Here is a 22,100-nt window from a genome sequence, read left to right as displayed (position 1 = left end):
GGCGAGTGAGTTCGTTCTCCAGTCGACCACGGTCGATCTGGTAGGTGACCTGCGGGATGAATCGGGAGCTGCCGAGTGCGATTCGTCGGAATCGGTACCGGAGGCGGCGCACACACAATCACCCTGCAAGACGGTGACACAGTCACGCAGTGCACGACCAGATGGGTGGTCGATGCCTCGGGACGTAACCGGGCGCTGGCCCGACAACTGAACCTCAAGCGCACCAACGAACACAACTGCAACGCTGTGTGGCTGCGCGTCGCGGCTGAACTCGACATCAAACGATGGAGTGAGGACCCGGATTGGCGGGGCCGCATCGTCGAAGGCGACCGAGCAATGTCCACCAACCACCTGATGGGCGAGGGCTATTGGGTGTGGTTGATCCGGCTTGCTTCGGGATCGACCAGCGTCGGCATCGTGGCCGACCCGGCGTTCCACTCGTTCGACCGCTTCAACACTCTCGCCAAAGCCCAGTCCTGGTTACGCGAGCATGAGCCGCAGTGCGCAGCGACGTTGGCCGAACACGAACACCTGATCAAAGACTTCCGGGTGATGAAGAATTACAGCCACAGCGCCACAAAGGTTTACGACGGCCGGCAACGTTGGTGCCTCACCGGGGATTCCGGGGTATTCCTGGATCCGCTGTACTCGTCTGGACTGGATCTCATAGCGATCGGCAACGGCCTCATCACAGACATGATCGCGCGTGACCTCGACGGTCAAGATGTCGGCACTCGCGCTGAGATCAACGACTCGCTTTTCCGGTCCCTTACCGACATGTGGCTAGCCGTGTACTGCCACCAATATGCGCTGATGGGCTCCCCAGCGGTGATGTCGGCGAAAGTCATCTGGGACATCGCGTTCTATTGGGGATTCCCGGGTTTCGTCTACAGCAACGGCCGGTTCGTCACCGTCGCCGACGATCCCGAGATCGTTCCTCACCTCGACGGCCTCATCAAACTGAGTGTCCGTATGCAGAAGTTCTTCGGGGAGTGGGCAGCGGTCGAGCGCGGGCACCCTTCGGAGCAGTTCGTCGACCTGTACACGCCACTTAACTTCATGGTGACGCTGCACACCGCAATGATGGGGAGAGCCTCGAACTTCACCGCCCAGTTCGACGCGAATGTCCGATTGCTGCACCAGTTGGCCGGCCAGTTGGTCGATACGCTGTGCACCGAAAAGTCGCGAAGCTTCGCCGATGACCATGTCGTGCGGCAAGTGCAAGCGTGGCAAGCGGACTCCTATCTCCGGCAGCTTCGATCGACATACCGGCAACAACAGGCGGACAATCCAATCAGCCAAGACTGGATTGTTCGAACCGCGCCCGCACTGGCCGTCGGTGATCAGCGGTAGTGCACTGTAAAGCGTTACATCACAACCACAACCGGAGCGGTCTGATGCGCGACTTCGACTGGTTGTGAAGGCAAAGGGACGAACATGCTGACCGAACAACACCATCGCACGCCGTTGGCGATCGTCGGGATCGGATGTCGCCTCCCGGGTGATGCCAATGACCCGGAAAGCTTCTGGAACCTGTTGTGCAGTGGGACCGATGCCACCCGGGTGGTGCCGGAGAACCGTTGGAATGCGGAGAAATTCTACGACGCCAACCCCGCGAAGGTCGGCAAGATGGTCACCCGTCGGGGCGGGTTCCTCTCCGAGATCGACCAATTCGACGCTCAGTTCTTCGGTGTCTCCCCACGCGAGGCGAATCTGCTTGACCCCCAGCAGCGCCTGCTGCTGTTGACCACCTGGGAAGCACTTGAAGACGGCGGAATCGTTGCCGAAAGCCTGGCCGGAGCCGAGGTCGGTGTCTTTGTCGGCGGCTTCACTCTCGACTACCAACTGCTGCAGAACCAGGGCCGCACCAGTCGCTACCAATTCAAGACCCATTCCGCTACCGGAATGATGATGACGATGCTGGCCAACCGGATCTCGTTCGCGTTCGACTTCCGCGGTCCCAGTATGGCCATCGACACGGCCTGCTCGAGCTCGCTGGTCGCGGTACACCTTGCCGCGCAGAGCATCTGGAGCGGAGAATGCCAATTGGCACTGGCCGGCGGCGTCAACATCATGGTCGGCCCCAATACGGCCATCGCGGAATCCAAGAGCGGGTTCCTCAGCCCCGACGGGCGCTGTAAGGCCTTCGACGAGTCCGCGGACGGTTACGCGCGAGGTGAAGGTGGCGCGGTCGTGGTCATCAAACCCCTTGCGCACGCGCTGCGCGACGGCGACGACATCTACGCCCAAATCCTCGGCACGGCGGTGTCCCAAGACGGCCACACCGACAGCATCACCGTGCCCAGCGAGCAAGCCCAGCAAGCAGCGATCACCACGGCGCTGCGACGAGCCGGTGTGCACCCCAACGAGATTGCATATGTCGAGGCGCATGGGACCGGAACTCCGGTGGGTGACCCGGTAGAGATGCGCGCTTTGGCCAAGGCCCTGGCGACCGACCGGCCTGCTGGTGATCCGCTGCTGATCGGATCGGTCAAGACCAACATTGGCCACCTCGAGGCGGGCGCGGGGGTGGCGGGACTGATCAAGGCGGCGATGGTGCTCAAACACGGGCACATTCCAGCGACTTTGCATCTGCACAACCCCAACAGCCGGGTCCGGCTCTCCGAGCTGAACATCGACATACCTCGCACCGCTCGGGCATTTCCCGACTCCACCCGGCGCCTGGCGGGGGTCAACTCGTTCGGCTTCGGCGGCACCAACGCCCACGTCGTGCTCGCCGAGCCTCCGGTGCCGACTCCTGCACCACCCCGCCCCAGACATCTGCCAGTGGTCCTGCTGCCGATTTCGGCCCGCACCGACGAAGCGGTGGTAGCGACGGCTCGACAGTTGGCCGATCACCTGGACACGCACCCCGATCTCGCCCTATCGGATCTCGGTTACACACTCAGTCAGCGCCGCTCCCAGCTGACCTTTCGCCGCACCCTCACCGTGGGCAGCGTCGCCGAAGCGCGCGATCAACTGCACGCTCTGGCCGCCGGTGATCAGCGCATCACCGCGGGCCGTGCCTACCCTTCCCCGCCCAAGCTGGCCTTTGTTTGTACGGGCATGGGCCCGCAGTGGTGGAAGATGTGCCGCGGGCTGCTCGACGTGTATCCCGCGTTCACCGAAAGCATGCGGCGAACCGATCGCGAGCTCTCCCGTTACACCGGTTGGTCGGTGCTCGACGAACTGCGAACCGACGAGAACCGTTCCCGCATGGGTGAAACGGAGGTAGCCCAGCCCGCTAACTTCGCGATTCAAGTAGCTCTTGCCGAGCAGCTCAAGCAGTTCGGGGTCACACCCGACGCAGTGATCGGACACAGCGCCGGTGAGGTGGCCGCCCAATATATCGCCGGTGTCCTCACCTTCGAACAAGCGACTCGAGTGATCTACCACCGCAGCCGCCTGCAACAACGCACCAGCGGGCTGGGGCGCATGCTCGCTGTGGGGTGCAACGCCGAATCGGTGCGGCAAACCATCCGAAACCAGGAACTCATCGGGCCGCGAGTATCCATCGCCGCGATCAACAGCCCGTCGGCCGTGACCCTGGCCGGCGACGGCGGCCTGCTCGAGGACATCGCCGGCCAGCTGGATCAAGCCGGGATCTTCACCCGATTCCTCAACGTGCAGGTGCCGTATCACACGCACTACATGGATGCGGTCAAGGCCGAGCTGTGCAACGCCTTGGCAGACCTCCCCGCCGGCGACGCTACGCTTCCGCTGTACTCCACTGTCACCGGTGAGCGACTCGACGAATACGACGCGGGCGCTGCCTATTGGTGGCAGAACACGCGCGCGACAGTGCTGTTCGAGCCCGCGCTGAGGAGGATGCTGGACGACGGTTACACCCAGTTCGTCGAGCTGGGCCCGCACCCGGTGCTCGCAGCGTCGATCGTCGAGATCGCTGCCGACCAAAAGGTGGACGCCGTCGTGGTGGCGACGCAGCGGCGCAACGAAGACGACGGCCGGACACTGATGAATTGCGTTGGCGCCCTGCATTGCCACGGCCACCCAGTCGCGTGGGAGAAACTGTATCCCGCGGACGCCGCTCGGCTCGTCAAGCTTCCGTCATACCCGTGGCAGCACAAGCGCTTCTGGAACGAACCTCAGGAGGCGGCCGAAGACCTGCACTACCAGCCGGTGCATCCGCTGTTGGGACAACCGATGAGTGCTGTGCATCCGACCTGGGAAGCGGAGTTGAGCACCACTGCCGTGCCCTTCCTCGCCGATCACCAAGTCCAGGGAAGTGTCTTGCTGCCCGGTGCCGCGTTCATCGAAATCGCGGTGGCCGCGGCCAACGAGGCTTACGGGCGCAAGGACTTCAGCGTGGACAACCTGGAGCTGCGGCGTGCGGTTATCCTCGACGACACCTGCGACCCCATTCTGCGGACCACGCTCAATCCCGACACGGGGACCCTAGAATTCGCGGCTTTCACCGCAACCGCGGGCGGAGACCTCAAGTGGACGATCGTTGCGACCGCCGAGCTCAACACCCTGCGCCCGGCGGCTGCCGACACCCCAGCCGTCGCAGAACACGCCACCACACTGGACGGTGACGAGTTCTACTCCCGCACTCAGGCCCTCGGGTTCACCTACGGTGACGCTTTTCAAACCATCACCGGTATCACCTCCGGAGACGGCTGGGCGACGGCTCAGATCGCGGTGCCCGCACAGGTCACTGACGAACTGGAAGAGTACCGATTCCACCCAGCGCTCATCGACGGCGCACTCCAAACACTGCTTGGCGCATCGATTTTCGGCAACCCCACTATCGGGGGCCCTTACCTTCCCACCCGGATCCGGCGCAGCGCCATCTACGGTGCACCCGAGAAAAACATGACCGCTCACGTGCGTGTCGTCTCCGCCGGGGCCGACGAGGTCGACAGTGACATCACCATTACCGGCGAGGACGGCGAACTGCTCGCCGTCTTGAACGGTTTCACCGTGCGGTCACTTGCCGCCTCATCGCGCCTGTCCCCGGAACGTCTTGACAGAGATCTCTACGAGCTCGCTTGGGTGGCGAACAGTGACATCGGACAAGACAGCGCAGGGGCTGGCGCGTCACCAGAAGGTCTGTCTTGGTTGGTCTTCATCGATGCCACCGGTGTGGGGCCGAGAATTGCCGAACAACTGCGGCGCAGGGGTCAGCGTGTCCGCACCGTCACACGCCAATCCGGCAGCGCCCTAGGCGAATCCGCGGGCGGGTATGTAGTAGACCCGCACCAACCCGACCAGTTCCACCAGTTGCTCGCAGCACACCTGGAAGAAGGCGCCCTGGCGGGCGTGGTCAACTGCTGGCCACTGGATATCTGCGCCGACGAAACCGAGACGAATTACCGCATCGGCGTGTTCCCGATGCTTCACCTCGTCCAGGCCCTGGCGCAGGCCGGCGCCGCTGCGCCCCGACTTTACGTAGTCACCGCCAACGCCCAACCGGTATTGGGTACTGAAGAACTCGCCGTAGACCAAGCGGCGATGTGGGGGCTGGGACGGGTGATCGGACACCAGGAGCTGGTCAACCAGTGGGGCGGACTCATCGACATCGACGACGCCGACGACCCACACGAGACGGCGGCGCGTGTCTGCGAGCACCTCCTCACCGACGGGTCGGAAGACCAGATCGCCCTACGCGGCGAGTGCACCTTCGTCCCTCGTCTTCGCCCCAGCACGAACTTGACCAGACCTTTCCCGACCAAACTCAGCCCGGACGCGACATACGTGGTCACCGGTGGAGCGGGCGCTCTGGGCCGCTCGGTAGCCACCTACCTTGCCGAAAAAGGAGCCCGTCACATCGCACTGTTGAGCCGGACCGCGATTCCGCCGCGACACGTCTGGGAGCAACTGCGCTCTGACGACCCGCGCCAGGCAGTCATCGACACGATCCGCAAGGTCGAACGCCTTGGGGCGCAAGTTCACACCGAAAGCGTCGACATCACCGACAGCGCGCGGGTGCAGACGTGGTTGAACAAACACTACCGAGCGGGAGGCAGACCGGTTCGCGGAATCATCCACGCCGCGGGGTCTGTCGACGACCAACTGCTGGTGAACATGACTGAGAGCGCCTTCACCAAAGTAATGGCACCCAAGGTCACCGGCACTCGGGTGCTGCACAACATCTTTGAGGGACACGACCTGGAATTCTTCGTCATGTTCGGGTCCGCGGGATCCGTCATCGCCTCCCCTGGCCAGGGAAACTACGCCGCGGCCAACGCTTTCCTGGACGCCTTCGCGCACTACCGGCACGCCAAAGGACTGCCGGCGCTCACCATCGGATGGGGCCCATGGTCGGTCGGCATGGTCGAAGAACTCAAACTCGAGAAGGTCTACGCCCAGCGGGGCATTGAGCTCATCACGCCCGCCGCGGGCGCCCGGATCCTGGATCGCTTGACCAATCAGAAGACGCCGCACGTCATCGCCATCGGCGCCGACTGGGGGCGGGCCCGCAGCGTCGGGCTCGCCGGGCACCTACCTCCGATGTTCTCCGAACTCGGCTCGGCCGAATCTTCGCTCGCACAATCGGATTCGGATTCGTCGATCCTCGACATGCTGTTCAGGTGCCCGGAAGCCGACCGGCTCGCCGTAATCACCGACCACGTTCGACAGATCGTTGCCACCGTCTTCGATTTGCCGCCAAGCGACATCGCATGCGACGACAACCTCGACGACATCGGCCTGGACTCGATGATGGCAATGGATTTCCGGGCCCGAGTGAACGCAAGCTTCGCGATCGATCTGCCGGTGCTGGAATTACTCAGGGGCGTCAGCGTCAACTCACTGGCCATTCGGATACTCGCCGAACTCGAGCCGGCCGACGCCACTACGGCCGGCGAACGCCACGCCGAACCCTCGGGTGACGATGACGTTGATCGCCTCATCGAGCAACTGTCCGAGGCCGAGTTGCGCGACCTTTTGGCCGAACTGGAGGTAGACCCTCCCCAGCAGCAACCGGGCGGATGACATGGAGCCTGCGAATCAGCCGTGTGCGGTGCAAGTCCGTGGCCTGTCGAAAACCTACGGGAGATTACCCGCCGTCCGGGATCTGAGCCTCGACGTTGGTTATGGCGAGATCTTCGCAATCCTCGGCCCCAATGGAGCGGGCAAATCGACCACCATCGAAATCCTCGAGGGGCACCGGAAACGCGACGCCGGGCAGGTGCGTGTGTTGGGTGAGGATCCGGGAACCGCCGGCCGAAGTTGGCGGGCCAAGATCGGTGTCGTCTTGCAAGAGGCCAGCGACGCCGGGATGCTGACCGTGTCCGAAACGGTGCGAATGTTCGCGAAATGTTATGGCAGAGCTCGGATTCCCGGGGAGGTACTCGAGCTGGTCGGCCTCGGAGCGACGGCAAGCGCGCGAGTACGGACGCTGTCGGGCGGGCAGCGTCGGCGCCTCGATGTCGCTCTGGGCATCATCGGTATGCCCGAATTGCTATTTCTCGATGAACCGACGACCGGATTCGACCCCGAAGCCAGACGGCAATTCTGGGACTTGATCAAGCTGTTGGCAGCTGACGGTACGACCATCCTGCTGACCACGCACTACCTCGAAGAAGCTGCCGCACTGGCAGACCGCGTCGCGGTAATCGCCGGCGGCAAGGTAGTGGCCGTCGACTCACCGGCGAAGCTGACGGAGTACGTCAGTTCCGTCGCGACGGTCCGTTGGATCGAGGGAGACGAGGTGCACGTGGAACACACCGACCAGCCAACCGAACTGATCCGGCGGCGTTCGAGAAGCGGGACGGAACTGGCCGGGCTGACCGTCACCCGCCCGACCCTCGAAGACGCTTACCTGCAGTTGATCGGCATGGCATGACGGGCAGTGTGCACACCCACAGCGCTTCGCCGCCGCGACACCGCGCCGCCGAGTCGCAGCCAGCGCTACCTTCCCCGCTGCGGATCGGATTGTCGCGTGTCATCCCCGAAGTAAAGATGTTCGTGCGCCGGCCCGAGCAGTTGGCTCTGACGTTCTCCATGCCGGCAGTGATCAGCATTCTGCTGGGTTCCATCTTCTCAACGAAACTGCCGCATAGCGAAACCAGCATCGGCGCGGTTCTCTCGGCCAGCATCCTGGCTTACGGCATCCTCTCGACGTCATTCATCAACCTCGGCATCAGCATTGCCTATGACCGTGACACCGGCGCCTTGCGGCGGTTTCGGGGGACACCGACCACCGCGTCGTCCTACTTCATCGGGAAGATCTCGCTGGTTGCCATCGCCAGCTTCGCAGAGGCTGTGGTGCTGCTGGCAGTTGGAGTGTTCGTCTTCAAACTGCGCTTGCCCGCCAGCGTATTCGGATGGTTCACCTTTACCTGGGTGTTCGTGCTCGGCGTCGTCAGTTGCTCGCTACTGGGCATCTTCATCAGCAATTTCGCAAGCAATGCGGTGTCGGCCGCGGCGATAACCAATGCTCCCGCTATCGGATTGCAATTCCTCTCCGGCACATACGTTCCCATCAGCGCGCTACCGACGTGGATGTTGACGGTCGGATCCGTCTTCCCCGTCAAGTGGATGGCTCAGGGTTTCCGCTCAGTCCTGTTGCCACCGAATATGGCCGCCTTCGAACCGGCCGGCAGTTGGGAACACTGGCGCATCTTCTTCGTGCTCACCGCGTGGTGCATCGGCGGACTGATCGCCTGTCGGGCAGTGTTCCGGTGGTCGGACCAAGACTGACCGTGCTGACCGCCTCAGTCGACGCCTGACTGAGGCGGTTTCACTATGACGATGGGCAGCGGTCGGTTCTTTGCCGCACTGATACCCATGGAAGTTCCCGCCATACTCGTACCGCTCATAGCGCGTCCTGCCATACCCGCCAGAGCCGCTTGACTAAGCACGCTCGCGTCGGCGCCTGCGGCGACGGCGGGAACGGCGCCCAGGCCACCGCTCGGCAACGCCGCGGCGGCAAACCTGATCTCCGGGGCGGCGGTCGTCCATGCGTAGGGCACCGACAGCCCTCCGACTGAGGACGCCTGAGACAAGCCCGCGGATAGCGCTCCGCCCGAACTCGGCGCGGCCGACGGACTCACGGCCGAGATAAGCCCGCCCCCAACCGACCCCGCTTCTGCCGCCGCATCCGCGCCGACGTCCGCTGCCGCCCCGGCGGTCGCCATCCCGGCCAGATCGGTCATAGTGCCCAGGAAATTCCCCGGCATGTAAAACCCCGACGAAAAAATGGTGTTCAACAAATTGTCGTTGAGAAAAGCGCCCATAGCCGAGCCATCGGCTCCGGCAAGGAAATTGAGCATGCCCGCGGGGCTGGTGAAATCCACTCCGGCCAACCCTGCCCATTCCATCGATCCCGGCGCCGGCGACAACGCGCTGGCCGTAGGCGATGCGAGACCTTGAAGCGCATTCGGCACCGCAGACAGTAGTTGCGTCAGCGCCGTCTGCGTCGTTGTCGCAGCTTCGGCGTTACTGGTGCCGATTACCTGCCCTGCGGGATTCGTCGTCTGCGGCGGCGGGGTAAACGCCGTCAACGCCGTGGCGGCCGCCGAATCGGCAGCGTACCCGTACATTGCGGCGGCGTCCTGCTCCCACATCTCGCCGTACTCAAGCTCCGCGGCGGCAATCGCGGGGGTGTTCTGCCCCAGGATGTTCGTGGCGATCAGCGACATCAGCAGGCTGCGGTTGGCCGCAACGACCGCCGGTGGCACGGTCGCGGCGAACGCCGCTGCAAAGGCCGTTGCCGCGGCGCCGGCTTGGGCCGCGGCCTGCTCGGCTTGCGCCGCAGTCGTGTCGATCCAGGCTGCATACGGTGCAGCGGCGGCGACCATTTGCGCCGAGGAGGAACCGTGCCACTGGTCGGCCAGCTCGAAGATCACCGAGCTGTATGAAAGTGCAAGCGAATGCAGCTCTGTGGCCAACGTTTCCCAGGCCGCCGCGGCCGCCACCAGCGGGGCCGAACCCACCCCGGAGTACATCCGCGCAGAATTGACTTCCGGTGGAAGCAGGCCGAAATCGGGCAAGGCGTTCATCACGAACCACTCCGTCCAAGGGTCGCGACGCTGTTGACGGGGTACGGCTGGCGGCTCGGATACCGAGGGCTGGAGAAACTAGTCGTGCGAAACGGCGAGAGTGTCATCAGACGTCCTTCGATACGACGGGATGCTCGTCACCCGAAAGACGTTGAACCGCCGGCGCCGACCAGTGCAGGACAGATCGACAACACAGCTGTGCTGCCAACGGCCATCCGCCCCAATCCACGAGGCGACGCGCACGCCGGACGCGGCGCGCCCGGCACATCTGGCAGGTCTTCGGACTTGCAGGCACGCACCAAACGGTGCTCCTAGTGGCCGTCGCTTCCCAGTCCTGACATTGCCGCGGACCAGTGCTTATGACGGCGGTCGTTCCTGCATACCGCTGCGGGACAGTCCTGGATTCACACCAGGTTCCCTCTTACGGCGAACCCTTACGAGCGTCCGCCGCTCGATGCCGGTGACTCAGGGTCATCGGCAAACCAGCTGCGCCGCGGACATTACCTCGTCGTCAGGCGGGTCAAGGACTCGGATACATGGCGCCGGTCAGAATCGAGTCAACCGCCTCGCCGAGAACGGTCAGTTCCAAGCCGGCCGTGAGCGGCACCAGGCCGACGTTGGCAGCTATCGGAAGTCCGAACGCGTTGATCAGCCCCTCAATCGGCTGACCGTTCACCATCTGGCTTATGCCGCTCAGGAAAAGATTGACGTCGTAAGACGGCAAGGAGACCGCGAGGGCGGTCGCGATATCCGCGGTCGGCAACAACGTCGCGTAGGCCGTCGAAAAATCTGTGGTGGCCGTGCCGACGATCTGGGTGTTCGCCGACTGCAAGCCGGTCAGAATATCGGTGAGGGACGGCAGACCGGTCGGCAGGGCCAGGCCGCCGGTTCCAGAGGTCAACGACGCCAAAGCGCCCGAAATGTCCTGGAACGACGGCGATGTCGGCGGCCCCACCGCGAGCAAGTCGCTGGCTGCAGCCGATATGCCTTGCTGTAATCCTCCAACCAGGGCGGGCCCGAGGGCAGCGGTGTCACTGAGCGGCGGCAAGAACCCGAAGGGGGTAGGCACATTGGCCGGCCCGGTGGACCACCCGTAGTTGGGGTCTCCGTAACCCCAGTTGACAATCGGTTTCAGGATCGGGTTGAGGAAGTCGGCTGTCGGGGCTCCCACGAAGGGGATGGCCCGCACCGGATCCAGCAGCGGTAGGTTCTCCGTCGGAATCATGTAGTAAGTGGTCATATTCGGCCCCTGCGTCGGCAGTTGGATGGCCGAAGCGATCTCTGCGGGGGTCAGACTGGCGTAGCCGGTGTGGACCGTGACCATGCCCGCCAGCGCGTTGAGATCGGAAACGATGTTGACGGGGTAGCGCGGGAAGTCCGCCCAGCCGTCGTATTCCAAAGCGTAAGAAAACGTGGGAAAGCTGTTGCTGGGTGCCGCGCCCAGCGTCGAGAAGCCCAGCGTCGGCAGGCTCAGGCCTGGGAAGCGGGCGTCCCAGCCGCCGTTAGGAGTCATCGAATTACCAAGCAACACAAAGTTGATCGGCAAGTTGCTCGGCGTTCCGGTCGGGTCCAGCAACTGCATCTCCAGCGACGCGATGTTCGCGCCCTGGGAGTAACCCACCACGTTCACGATGTTTCCGGCGGCGAGTTGCTGCTGGATCTCGCTGTTCAGAATTTGCACGCCACGCGAGATGGACACACTCTGCAGCAAGTCTTTGACGCCACTATCGGGATATTCGCCGGCCGGCAAGGCCAAGCCGCGCACCAGGCCGGCGGGAAAATGCGGCAGCACATACTTGCTGACCACGTTGGTGATGAAGTCCGCCGGCGGTATGGGTGTTCCGCTGCCGTCCATCACCAAGGTGACCGTGTTCGCCAACATGGGGGAAAGGAAGCTCGGTGCGGTGAGCGCTCCGACGCTCGTGGTTTCGGCGTTGGCGTAGGCGTTGCCTGACGCGGTCAGGGCTTGGACGAAGTCGCTGTGGAACGTCACCGCCTGGCCGATGACGGCCTGGCACTCGTGGGCGTACGTGTTGAACAGAGTCGCGACGGCGTCCGACACTTCGTCCGCGGCCGCCGCCGCCAGACCCGTGGTCCGGGCCGCCGCGGCCGTCGTGGCCTCGTTGATCGTCGTTCCCAATGCCGCCACATCGTCTGCCACGGTCGCGATCAGCTGCGGCTGCGCGAGCACATACGCCCCCATGGGGCCCTCTTTACCAAGCGAATCTATGTGAACGCTATGTGCCCGGCCTGATCAGCGTTTTCCTTTTCGCGGCGGCCCTAGGCTGCTGAAGCAACGATGACAGCGACGATTCGCACGGTTGCCGCCCGGGCCTTGGGCTCGGTTCTCGTGGTGTGTTGTGTCAGCACGTCGTGTTCACACCAGGGAACGGCGGCGCAGTCGGCTCCGGCGTCACGTGCCGATGCGCTGATCGTCAGCGTCGAGGAGGTCCGGCGCATCGCCAACCACGAGGGGCTGACTGCACATTCGCACGCAGATCTGCGTCATCCGCCTGCAGGTGACCTGACCGCCCCGGGTCCGTGCCGGGCCGCAGGCATCAGCGATCTCACGTTCGGTGCCGGGTGGTCGGAATTCCGCAGCGCCGGTTACCACGGCATCACCGACGACCTCAAACCGGGCGGGCCCGCCATGATCCAGACCGTGAGTCAGGCGGTCGCGGTCTACCCGGACGCCGTAACCGCGCGCGGCGCGTTGCAGCAGTTGGATTCCGCACTACAGGCGTGTACCGCTCTGCACGACTCCAACTACGACTTCACGATCGACCGGCCGGATGCTGCCACCGTGCGCATCACCGACGACGGCTGGAGCCACCTGTATCGGGCGAAGTCTTCGGTGTTGATATCGGTGGGCGTACTTGGCATTGAACCGGCAGACCGGATTGCGGTCACCATCATGCAGACCGCCGCCGATCGAGTTCGGTAACCCTGCCGTCGCCTCCGTATGGTCGTTGTGTGCTGATCGGTCTGCTTCTGGCTCTGGGTTGCTCGGTGTGTTACGGAACGGCGTCAGTGCTGCAGGCTGCGGCGACCCGATCGGTGGAGGCCGGGAGCGGCTCGGGTGTCGATGCGGTGTTGTTGATGCGCGCGTTGCGGCAATGGCGTTACATCGTCGGCTTGGCGCTGGACGGCGTCGGGTTCGCGCTGCAGGTCGCGGCGTTGCGGTTGGTGCCCATCTATGTCGTGGGTGCGGCGCTAGCCGCCTCCATTGCGGTCACGGCAATCGTCGCCGCGTGGATGCTGTCAGCACGGCTGTCACCAGCGGAGTGGACGGCCGTGGGCGTGGTATGCCTCGGCCTGACCATGCTCGCCGTCGCGGCCGGGCCCGAAGGCACCCGGCATGGGCCGCACGGACTCAAGTGGGGCCTGCTGGCCGTCGACGCGGCGATCTTCCTCATCGGCGCCGCCGCCGGCCGGCTCGGCGACCGTTCCCGGGCACTCATCCTCGGTCTGTGCGCCGGCAGTGGCTTCGGTGTGGTCGAAATCGGTGTGCGACTCATCGAATCGTTCGATCCACGCAAAGGCGCCTTTTACACGCACCCAGCCCTGTACGCGGCCGCCGCCGGCGGAGCCGCCGGATTCCTGTTGCTGACATCGGCCTTACAACGCGGATCGGTGACCACAGCGGTCGCGGGGATGGTCGTCGGTGAGACCATCGCGCCGGCATTCATCGGAGTGGTCTGGTTCGGTGACCTCACGCGGCCGGGCTTGGGGTGGCTGGTCGCCGCCGGGTTCACCGTCGCTGTGCTGGGCACGCTGGTGCTCGCCCGATTCGGAGAAGCACCGACGCCTGAACCCAGCGTCGAACATTCCTGAACGCCCGCGCCGCTCCCCGGCTCCGGCGCGTTCGGCAGCGACAATCAAGACGTGCGTTGGTTGAACCGGATCGTTTTGTCGGTGGCCCTGTTCGCGCCTTTCGGTGGCGGCGTCGCCGGCGCTAGTCCCGATGTTCCGCCGGTGAGCGACGCCGCGCGCGCAGCCGGATTCGTCGACGCCCGAACCGTGGTCCCCGACGCGCTCATCGATCTGCGGTACGCAACCACCAACAACTTCACGCACACCCAGCTGTATCCCGCCGACGCCCGCTGCCTGGTGCACCAAGATCTGGCGCCTGGCCTGGCGGCGGCCGCGGCCGCACTGCGACCCCAGGGGCATGTGCTGGTGTTCTGGGATTGCTACCGCCCACACGACGTTCAGGTCAAGATGTTCAATATTGTCCCCAATCCCGCCTGGGTGGCCCGTCCCGGTCAATACGCGCACAGCCACGAGTCGGGGCGCTCGGTGGACGTGACCTTCACCAGCCTGCTGCCACAATGTCCGACCGAGCGCCACGTCCTCGGCCTGTGCCTGGCCGACATGGGCACCGACTTCGACGACTTCTCGCCGCGCGCAACCGCTTTCGCCACCCAAAATGTCAGTCCGGAGGCGCAGGCCAACCGAGCCAGGTTGCGGGATGCCATGAAGTACGGCGGGCTCTCGGTCTACTCGGGGGAGTGGTGGCACTTCGACGGTCCCGGCGCCGCGGTAGACCGCGTCATCCTCAACGTGCCCGTAAATTAATCTCATAGTGTGAGACATACATCTCGCGATATGGATTACGACGATAGAATGACGCGCCGTGAGTACTGAACATTGCGCCGTCTATACGCACGGACACCACGAGTCGGTGTTGCGCAGCCATCGGCAACGCACCGCGGAAAATTCCGCGGCCTATCTGTTGCCACATCTGCAGCCGGGCTTGTCGTTGCTCGACATCGGTTGTGGCCCCGGCACTATCACCGTCGATCTCGCGGCTCGCGTCGCGCCGGGAACCGTGACGGCCGTCGAGCGAACCGGCGATGCCCTCGCAGTGGCGCGGGAGGAGGCGCAGCGGCGTCAGGCGTCCAACATCGTGTTCGTGACCGCCGACGCGCACTCCTTAGCGTTTCCCGACGACACGTTCGACGTCGTCCACGCCCATCAAGTGCTGCAGCACGTCGCCGACCCCGTTCGGGCACTCCGCGAGATGAGGCGGGTCTGCGCGCCCGGTGGGGTGGTCGCGGCGCGCGACGCCGACTACGCGGGCTTCATCTGGTTCCCGGAACTCCCGGCGCTGGACCGCTGGCGCGACCTCTACCAACAGGCGGCCCGTGCCAACGGCGGCGAACCAGACGCGGGACGGCGATTGCTGTCGTGGGCCCGTGCCGCCGGTTTCGGCGACGTCACATCGACCGGCAGTCTCTGGTGCTTCGCAACGGCGCAGGAGCGCCAATGGTGGGGCGGGATGTGGGCCGATCGCATCGTGCACTCCGACGTGTCCCGACAGTTGATCGAGTCCGGCCTGGCGACCAACGCGGATCTCGAGGACATCGCCACGGCGTGGCAAGACTGGGCCGGCGATCCCGACGGCTGGCTGGCCGTGCCACACGGAGAAATCATCTGCCGGGCATAGCCTGATACGCGCCCGTTTTGGCTATTTGACCAGCTCAGCGTACGGTATTGGCATTCTCTTTTTTTGCAAGTACGTTATGCACTGATGGATAACGCAGCCCAGACCCCATCCGGCATTCCGCTCGCGCCGGTATACGGGCCGGAAGACCGAAGCGCGGAACCGCCCCCGCCTGGGCAGTTCCCCTTCACCCGGGGCAACTTCGCGTCCGGCTACCGCGGCAAGTTGTGGACGTTCCGGCAATATTCCGGATTCGGGACCGCCGAAGAGTCCAACCGGCGCTATCGCTACCTGTTGGACCAAGGGGGAACCGGCCTTTCGGTCGCGCTCGACCTGCCTACCCAATGTGGCTACGATTCCGACGACCCGGACTTCGGTGAAGAGGTGGGCCGGGTCGGGGTGGCCGTAGACACGTTGGCCGACGCCGAGATCCTGTTCGACGGCATCCCGTTGGACAAGATCAGCACGAGCATGACAATCAACGGCACCGCGGCGATCCTGCTGGCCTTCTACGTCGCGGCGGCCGAGCGCAAAGGCATCCCCCGGGCCAAGCTCACCGGCACCATCCAGAATGACATTCTCAAGGAGTACGCCTCGCGCGGCACCTGGATCTGGCCGCCGGAACCCTCACTGCGACTGATCGCCGACACCATCGAATTCTGCGCAGCCGAAGTCCCCAGGTTCAACGCTATTTCGGTGGCGGGGGCACACTTTCGCGATGCCGGAGCGACCGCAGTGCAGGAGATGGCGTTCACTTTGGCCGACGGCGTCACCTACTGCGACACCGTCGTCGAACGCGGACGAATGAGCATCGACGAATTCGCGCCGCAGATCTCGTTCTTCTTCTACACCCACGGTGACTTTTTCGAGGAAGTCGCCAAATATCGTGCGGGACGGCGGCGTTGGGCGACGATCGTGCGGGAACGTTACGGGTCCAAGAAAGACAAGGCGTCGATGTTCCGCTTCGGGTGCGTGTGCGGCGGTGCGTCGCTGTATGCCCCCCAAGCGCACAACAACGTTGTGCGGGTCGCCTACGAGGCGATGGCGGCGGTGTTGGGGGGCGTCCAGTCGATGTTCACCGCCGCCTGGGATGAGCCCTTCGCGCTGCCCACCGAAGAGTCGACCACCCTGGCGCTGCGCACCCAACAGATCCTGGCCTACGAGACCGGCGTGGCCAACGTGGCCGACCCGCTCGGCGGCTCCTATTTCGTCGAAGCGCTCACCGACGCCACCGAAGCCCGCATCATCGAGATCATGGCCGACCTCGAGCGGCACGGCGGCATGGTCAGCGCAATCGAAGACGGTTACCTGCAAGGGCTGATCGCCGACGAGGCGTATCGAATCCACCAGGAGATCGAGGGCGGCACCCGTCCGGTGGTCGGGGTCAACCGGTTCGTCTCCGAGGAACCCGAGCCCGACATCGTCACCTATGAACTCGATGCCGAGGGCCGCGACCTGCAGCTCAAGCGACTGGCTAAGGTCAAAGTCGAAAGAGACGGCGCCGCAGTGCAATCCAGCCTCGCCCAGCTGTCGCGCGCGGCCGAAGGCACCGACAACCTCATGCACAAGCTGATCGACTGCGCCAACGCCTACTGCACGGTCGGTGAGATGGTTTCCGCCCTCAAGGCGGTCTGGGGTGAGTTCGTGCAGCCGGTGGTGTTCTGAATGGCGGCCCGCGTCCTGATCGCGAAACCTGGTCTCGACGGGCATGACCGCGGCGCCAAGATCGTGGCCCGCACCTTGCGCGACGCCGGCTTCGAGGTCATCTACACCGGCATCCGCCAACGCATCGAGGACATCGCTTCGATCGCCGTGCAAGAGGACGTGGCCGTTGTCGGCTTGAGCATCCTGTCCGGTGCACACCTGGCGCTGACCGTACGCACCATCGAGGCCTTGCGGGCGGCTGATGCCGCCGACATCGCCGTCGTCGTCGGCGGAACGATTCCGCATGCCGACGTGCCCAAGCTGCTGGACGCCGGTGCCGCAGCCGTTTTTCCCACTGGCACATCACTGGACACCCTGGTGCGAGACATTCGCGCACTTACCGGTAGCGCGCAACCAAGCGAGGAGAAGCCATGCGCCTCGGAGTGATGATCGGTCCGGAACGCGGTGACTCCGCGCGCAAAGTCAGTCGCATGCTCGCCGACATTGACTGGGCGGAGACCGCCGGGCTCGATACCGCCTGGATCCCACAGATCCCCAATGACTTCGACGCAATGCTCGCCGTGGCCCTGATGGCAACGCGAACGAGCCGAATAGAACTGGGCACTGCGGTGGTGCCACTGCAGGCTCAGCACCCGATCGCGCTGGCGCGTCAGGCTTTATCCGCCCACGCCGCCACCGCCGGTCGGCTGGTCCTGGGGGTCGGGCCATCCCACCACTGGATCGTCGATGACATGCTCGGCATTCCCTACGAGCGGCCCGCCGCTTACACCCGGGACTACCTCGAGGTGCTGGCCGCCGCTTTCGCCAATCCCGGACCGGTCGACGTCGAAAACGAGAGCTTCCGAGTGCACAACCCACTGGACTTGGCGCCGGTCGCGCCGCTGCCGGTGCTGGTCGCGGCGCTCGGGCCGGTCATGTTGGCCATCGCCGGAGAGCGGGCCGACGGCACTGTGCTGTGGATGGCCGACGAACGCGCGGTGGCCGAGCACGTCGTCCCGCGCATCACCAAGGCCGCCGACAATGTCGGTCGGCCCGCGCCACGCATCGTGGCCGGCATACCGGTATGTCTCTGCGCCGCAAAAGAAGTTGACGCCGCGCGGGAGCGCGCCAACCGCATTCTCGGCGAGGCGGAGGTCTCCCCGAATTACCAGCGTTTGCTGGGCTACGGCGACGCCAAGGACGTCGGTGACATCTGCGCGGCCGGCGACGAGAACGCCATCTTGACCCGCTTCCGCCGCTTCGCCGACGCTGGCTTGACCGACCTGTCGGTACGGCTACTGCCCATCGGCGAGAGCCGCGACGAATTGATCGCCTCCAAGCGTCGTACCCGCGAAATGATCGCCGCGCTGGCGACGGAGTTGCGGTGACCGCCACCGGTCCGCTGGCCGGCATCCGCATTCTCGAGGTGGGCACCATGCTGGCCGGACCGTATGCCACCATGCTGCTCGCCGACTTGGGCGCCGAGGTGATCAAGATCGAACCGCTGGGCGGCGAAATCTCCCGCGGAGTCGGAACGAGTTACTTCGGAAGTCTCAACCGGAACAAGTCCAGCGTTGCCTTGGACTTGAATTCGCCGGCGGGACAGGATGCTTTGCATGACCTCGCCGGGCAATCACATGCCCTGCTGGTGAATTTGAAACCGTCGGCCATCCACCGACTCGGGCTGTCGTACGAGACGTTGCGGCAGTACAACGAGCGGATCGTCTGTGTGGCGATCACCGGCTACGGTCTGTATGCCGGCGACGACCCGGCGTTCGACTACGTTATCCAGGCGGCGTTCGGCGTCGCTGCGCTGACCGGCGAACCGGACGGACCGCCGACTCTCCCGGGGTATTCGTCGGCGGACAATTCCACCGGCATGTGCGCCGCGCTGGGTCTTCTGGCAAAGATCGTCTCGGGCAGCGGTGGGCAGGTCGACGTGTCGCTGCGCGATGTGATGCTGTCCCAACTCAACTACCACGCAGCGGCTTACCTCAACGACGGGGTCGAGCCGCAGCGGCGGCCGTTCGGTGCGCATTCTTACTACGTTCCGGCACAACTCTTTCCGACTGCCGACGGCTACCTGGCGTTGTTCATCACCCATGACGGCTTCTGGAAGTCATTCGCCGGCGAAGCGGGGATCGGCGGCTTCGAGACCATGGCCGAACGAGTAGCGCGGCGCGACGAAGTGCTCGGTGTGGTGACAGCCATGCTGGCGACGGACACCGCCGCAAGCTGGGAACATCGACTGCGTCCGCTCGGCGTGCCGGCCGCGGCGGTGCGCACGCTGCCCGAGGCGTTGCGCGCCACACCGGAAGTCGTTGTGCCGGCCGGGGATTTACGTCTGATCGGAAGTCCGATCCATATCTCCGACTACCAGCCCGAGTATCGGCCCCCGCCGCCCCTGAACTCAGCGTGAGCTAGCCGCCCGGGTGGTACTCCGTGGTGACCTCGAGCAGACGCATCACCGGCGGGGGATCGAATTGCAAGGCGTCGGACATGTGTAGCTGTCCGGCATTGTCGAGCATGTTCTGCAGCACCGATTGCAGGTCGTCAGCCTCGATCTCATAGAGGGCGACATACGGCCCCTCGCCGTCCACCGGACGCAGGCGCCGAGCCGACACGATGCCGTCGAGCGCGACCAGCTCCTTCAGGTGTACGTCGTTATACCAGGCGTTGTACTCCTCGTCGCGGTCCGGCGAGCTGGGAAAAGTCTCGACGTAAATGATCCCTTTGGCCATGCTCGCCGCCTCTCGTCGTCTTATTCGTAGCGCACGGTGATCGGCACCTGATCGGGTACGCCTTGGCACGTCAGAATGTAGCCTTCGGCCACTTCGTCATCGTCGAGCGCGTCGTTGACCCGCATGGTGGCGGTGCCTTCGGTGAGCCGCGCCATGCACGTTCCGCAGTTGCCGGCCTCGCAGTTGAACGGCGGATCCAAACCAGCCCGGCGCGCGCTTTCCAGGAGCGTCTCGCCGGGTACCAGCGGCACCGAGACTTTCTTGCGGTCGAGGTGAATCGTCACCATGCCGCCATCCGTCATGACCGCCCTCTCGGATCAGCTACCGTACTTGCGTTCTTCAGTATAGAGAATACTATTCTCACTACACGATAGGATCTTCTCAGGAACCCCAGCTCGGAGAGGAACGGGACGTGACCGAGCCGGCCGCGCTCGCGTTCGAAGAACGGCAATACAGCCTGCCTGAACTCGACGCGCTGGCCGCTGGGCTGGCCGCATCGTTGTCGCGCCGGGGTGCCACCGCGGGACAACGGATTGCGATGATGTCCTCCAATCGACCGGAGTTCGTCGCCGCGCTGCTGGCAATCTGGCGGCTCGGCGCCGCCGCCGTATTGCTCAGCCCTGCCTGGAAAGCCCACGAGGTGGACCACGCGCTGGCGCTGACCCAGCCCACTCACGCAGTCGGCGACCATCCGGTCCTGGCCGCGGCGATGCCGATGCTGCACCTCGACGAACCCATTACGCCGGTGCACACCACCGCGGATCCGCCCGCACCGCACGACGACGCGCTGCTGGTGTTCAGTTCGGGCACCACGGGTCTGTCGAAGGCAGTCCGCCACACCCACGCCTCGCTGGACGTCGCCGTGCGGCAGTGGCGGAATGCGCTGCAACTCACCACCCGGGACCGCATTCAGGTGGCTACCCCGCCCTCGCACATCCTCGGATTGCTCAACATTCTCACTGCCCTGCGCTCCCGGGCCTGGCTGCGGTTGCACGCACGGTTCGACATCGGCCGAATGTTGCACCACATCGAAAGCGACCGCATCACAGTGGAAATGGCCGTGGCGCCCATCGCTTTGGGCATCGCCACCCACCCGGACCTGGAGTCGTACGACCTGACTTCGCTGCGCTTCATCATGTGGGGTGCCACGCCGGTCACTGCCAGCATCGCCGAGACGGTGACCCGGCGTACCGGCGTGGGCTGGGTTCCGGCCTACGGGACCACGGAGTTGCCCGTGATTGCGTGCAACCCCTTGATCGGTGCCCGGCTAGATGCCGTGGGCCCGGCGGTGCCCGGAGTGCAATTGCGCATCGTCTCGCTGGACGACGGTCGGCCGGTAACCGCCGGCGAAGTCGGCGAGATACAGGCTCGCTCGGCGGCGCTGATGGCCGGTTACCTTCCATCGGAGGCGACCGCGGACGTGATCGAACAAGGCTGGTATCGCACCGGCGACGTCGGCTGGCTGGACCGCAACGGCTGGCTTCGCATCACCGACCGGCTCAAGGAAATGATCAAGGTGCGTGGCTTCCAGGTGGCACCGGCCGAAATCGAGACCGTCCTGCACGGTCACCCCGCCGTGCGGGATTGTGCGGTGTTCGGTGTTCCCGACGCCGCCAACGGGGAAGCCGTGGTGGCCGCGGTGGCCACGCAGGCATCGGTCGAAGCCGCCGAGCTGGTTGCGCGGGTGGACGCCAGGTTGGCGTCTTACAAACGCGTCAGCCGGGTGGTCTTCGTGCCCGACATTCCTCGCCTGCCGTCGGGCAAGGTACTGCGCCGAGTGCTCAAGGAGTTGTATGGATGTCCGTCTAACCACTGAGCAGCAGCAGCTGCGTGACGCCGCCGCCAAATTGGCCGACGATCTCGGGCCGGCGGCGGTGCAAGATCTGTCGGACCAGAGCCGAATTGGACGCCTGGACAAGCAGATCCAAGCTACGGGCTGGCGAGCGCTGCGGTCTGACGGCGCATCCGGTGTCGAAGTGGCCATTGTCGCCGAGGAATTCGGTCGCCGCCTGGTCGACACACCCTTCCTCGGCCCGGTGCTGGCCGACGAGTTGGCGCGTCATGTCGACGTCGACGCTCACGGCGCGACCGTCGCCGATGGTGACCTGGCCGTCGACACCCGCGGATGCGGACGCGCTCTCGCCCTCTCTGGAACGACGGTCCTTTGCGCTGACGTGGAATCCGGCTCCGGCGGTGCCGACCTGACCCGGGTCACTGACCGGGTGGTCGGCACGCCGGTCCCGGTCGGGGAGCTGTCGCCCGAGGTGGCGCTGCGCTGGCACGCGCTGGCGCTGGTCGCCA

General features: G+C 64.8%; 17 protein-coding genes, 1 pseudogene and 1 riboswitch. Of the genes and pseudogenes, 14 read left to right on the top strand and 4 right to left on the bottom strand.

Annotated features, from left to right (window positions below; all coding sequences use genetic code 11):
- Nucleotides 1-165: 165 nt before the first annotated feature.
- From A9W95_RS08865 to A9W95_RS08850, 4 genes are all read left to right on the top strand, one after another.
- The gene (locus tag A9W95_RS08865; RefSeq protein ID WP_253851596.1) at nucleotides 166-1,353 is read left to right on the top strand and encodes an NAD(P)/FAD-dependent oxidoreductase; all 1,188 of its coding nucleotides are present in this window, start codon (nucleotides 166-168) and stop codon (nucleotides 1,351-1,353) included.
- An 84-nt stretch (nucleotides 1,354-1,437) separates the two neighbouring features.
- Nucleotides 1,438-6,957, top strand: coding sequence for a type I polyketide synthase (locus tag A9W95_RS08860; RefSeq protein ID WP_067410945.1), 5,520 nt, complete (start codon nucleotides 1,438-1,440; stop codon nucleotides 6,955-6,957).
- 1 nt (nucleotide 6,958) lies between these two features.
- Nucleotides 6,959-7,810, top strand: a complete 852-nt coding sequence (locus tag A9W95_RS08855) for an ABC transporter ATP-binding protein (protein ID WP_082982975.1) — start codon at nucleotides 6,959-6,961, stop codon at nucleotides 7,808-7,810.
- A complete protein-coding gene (locus tag A9W95_RS08850) occupies nucleotides 7,807-8,667 on the top strand; it encodes an ABC transporter permease (protein ID WP_067410943.1) in 861 nt (286 codons plus the stop codon). Before A9W95_RS08855 ends, A9W95_RS08850 begins: the two co-directional genes overlap by 4 nt.
- Nucleotides 8,668-8,681: 14 nt before the next feature.
- On the opposite strand, the gene A9W95_RS28295 is transcribed toward A9W95_RS08850, so the two are convergent.
- Nucleotides 8,682-9,968, bottom strand: coding sequence for a PPE family protein (locus A9W95_RS28295; protein WP_067410940.1), 1,287 nt, complete (start codon nucleotides 9,966-9,968; stop codon nucleotides 8,682-8,684).
- A 252-nt stretch (nucleotides 9,969-10,220) separates the two neighbouring features.
- A riboswitch (cobalamin riboswitch) is annotated at nucleotides 10,221-10,438 on the bottom strand.
- A gap of 50 nt (nucleotides 10,439-10,488) precedes the next feature.
- Entirely contained in the window at nucleotides 10,489-12,171 is a 1,683-nt protein-coding gene (locus tag A9W95_RS08840) for a PE-PPE domain-containing protein (protein WP_067410937.1), read from the bottom strand.
- 96 nt (nucleotides 12,172-12,267) lie between these two features.
- Here A9W95_RS08840 and A9W95_RS08835 point away from each other — a divergent pair, with 96 nt between their 5' ends.
- From A9W95_RS08835 to A9W95_RS08800, 8 genes are all read left to right on the top strand, one after another.
- Nucleotides 12,268-12,912 carry a sensor domain-containing protein gene (locus tag A9W95_RS08835; protein WP_067410935.1) on the top strand — a complete coding sequence of 215 codons (645 nt, stop codon included), beginning with the start codon at nucleotides 12,268-12,270 and terminating at the stop codon, nucleotides 12,910-12,912.
- Between the two features lie 29 nt (nucleotides 12,913-12,941).
- The gene (locus tag A9W95_RS08830) at nucleotides 12,942-13,802 is read left to right on the top strand and encodes a DMT family transporter (RefSeq protein ID WP_172826586.1); all 861 of its coding nucleotides are present in this window, start codon (nucleotides 12,942-12,944) and stop codon (nucleotides 13,800-13,802) included.
- A 69-nt stretch (nucleotides 13,803-13,871) separates the two neighbouring features.
- Nucleotides 13,872-14,546: a M15 family metallopeptidase gene (locus A9W95_RS08825; RefSeq protein WP_371328042.1), complete on the top strand. Its 675-nt coding sequence runs from the start codon at nucleotides 13,872-13,874 to the stop codon at nucleotides 14,544-14,546.
- A gap of 58 nt (nucleotides 14,547-14,604) precedes the next feature.
- Nucleotides 14,605-15,417, top strand: a complete 813-nt coding sequence (locus tag A9W95_RS08820; RefSeq protein WP_067410932.1) for a class I SAM-dependent methyltransferase — start codon at nucleotides 14,605-14,607, stop codon at nucleotides 15,415-15,417.
- A gap of 84 nt (nucleotides 15,418-15,501) precedes the next feature.
- Nucleotides 15,502-17,079 carry a methylmalonyl-CoA mutase family protein gene (locus A9W95_RS08815; RefSeq protein ID WP_067410929.1) on the top strand — a complete coding sequence of 526 codons (1,578 nt, stop codon included), beginning with the start codon at nucleotides 15,502-15,504 and terminating at the stop codon, nucleotides 17,077-17,079.
- The gene (locus A9W95_RS08810) at nucleotides 17,080-17,505 is read left to right on the top strand and encodes a cobalamin B12-binding domain-containing protein (protein WP_067410926.1); all 426 of its coding nucleotides are present in this window, start codon (nucleotides 17,080-17,082) and stop codon (nucleotides 17,503-17,505) included.
- Nucleotides 17,490-18,446, top strand: coding sequence for a TIGR03564 family F420-dependent LLM class oxidoreductase (locus tag A9W95_RS08805; protein ID WP_067410923.1), 957 nt, complete (start codon nucleotides 17,490-17,492; stop codon nucleotides 18,444-18,446). The genes A9W95_RS08810 and A9W95_RS08805 overlap by 16 nt, the downstream gene beginning before the upstream one ends.
- Nucleotides 18,443-19,477: a CaiB/BaiF CoA-transferase family protein gene (locus tag A9W95_RS08800; RefSeq protein ID WP_082982973.1), complete on the top strand. Its 1,035-nt coding sequence runs from the start codon at nucleotides 18,443-18,445 to the stop codon at nucleotides 19,475-19,477. Before A9W95_RS08805 ends, A9W95_RS08800 begins: the two co-directional genes overlap by 4 nt.
- Before the next feature lies 1 nt (nucleotide 19,478).
- On the opposite strand, the gene A9W95_RS08795 is transcribed toward A9W95_RS08800, so the two are convergent.
- Both A9W95_RS08795 and A9W95_RS08790 read right to left on the bottom strand, forming a co-directional pair.
- Nucleotides 19,479-19,799 (bottom strand): DUF4286 family protein, encoded by a 321-nt coding sequence (locus A9W95_RS08795; protein WP_067410921.1) that lies wholly within the window; start codon nucleotides 19,797-19,799, stop codon nucleotides 19,479-19,481.
- A 20-nt stretch (nucleotides 19,800-19,819) separates the two neighbouring features.
- Complete coding sequence (locus A9W95_RS08790; RefSeq protein WP_067410918.1) at nucleotides 19,820-20,101, bottom strand: 2Fe-2S iron-sulfur cluster binding domain-containing protein; 282 nt, start codon at nucleotides 20,099-20,101, stop codon at nucleotides 19,820-19,822.
- Between the two features lie 110 nt (nucleotides 20,102-20,211).
- Between A9W95_RS08790 and A9W95_RS08785 the strand changes: the two genes are divergently transcribed.
- Both A9W95_RS08785 and A9W95_RS08780 read left to right on the top strand, forming a co-directional pair.
- Nucleotides 20,212-21,615: a class I adenylate-forming enzyme family protein gene (locus A9W95_RS08785; protein WP_067410916.1), complete on the top strand. Its 1,404-nt coding sequence runs from the start codon at nucleotides 20,212-20,214 to the stop codon at nucleotides 21,613-21,615.
- Nucleotides 21,593-22,100, top strand: a pseudogene (locus tag A9W95_RS08780) (acyl-CoA dehydrogenase); the annotation flags it as partial. The gene A9W95_RS08785 and the pseudogene A9W95_RS08780, both read left to right, overlap by 23 nt.

Source organism: Mycobacterium sp. 1423905.2, from assembly GCF_001673155.1.
In the GTDB taxonomy this organism is placed as follows: Bacteria; Actinomycetota; Actinomycetes; order Mycobacteriales; family Mycobacteriaceae; genus Mycobacterium.
This window is presented reverse-complemented; position numbering and strand designations above follow the sequence as displayed.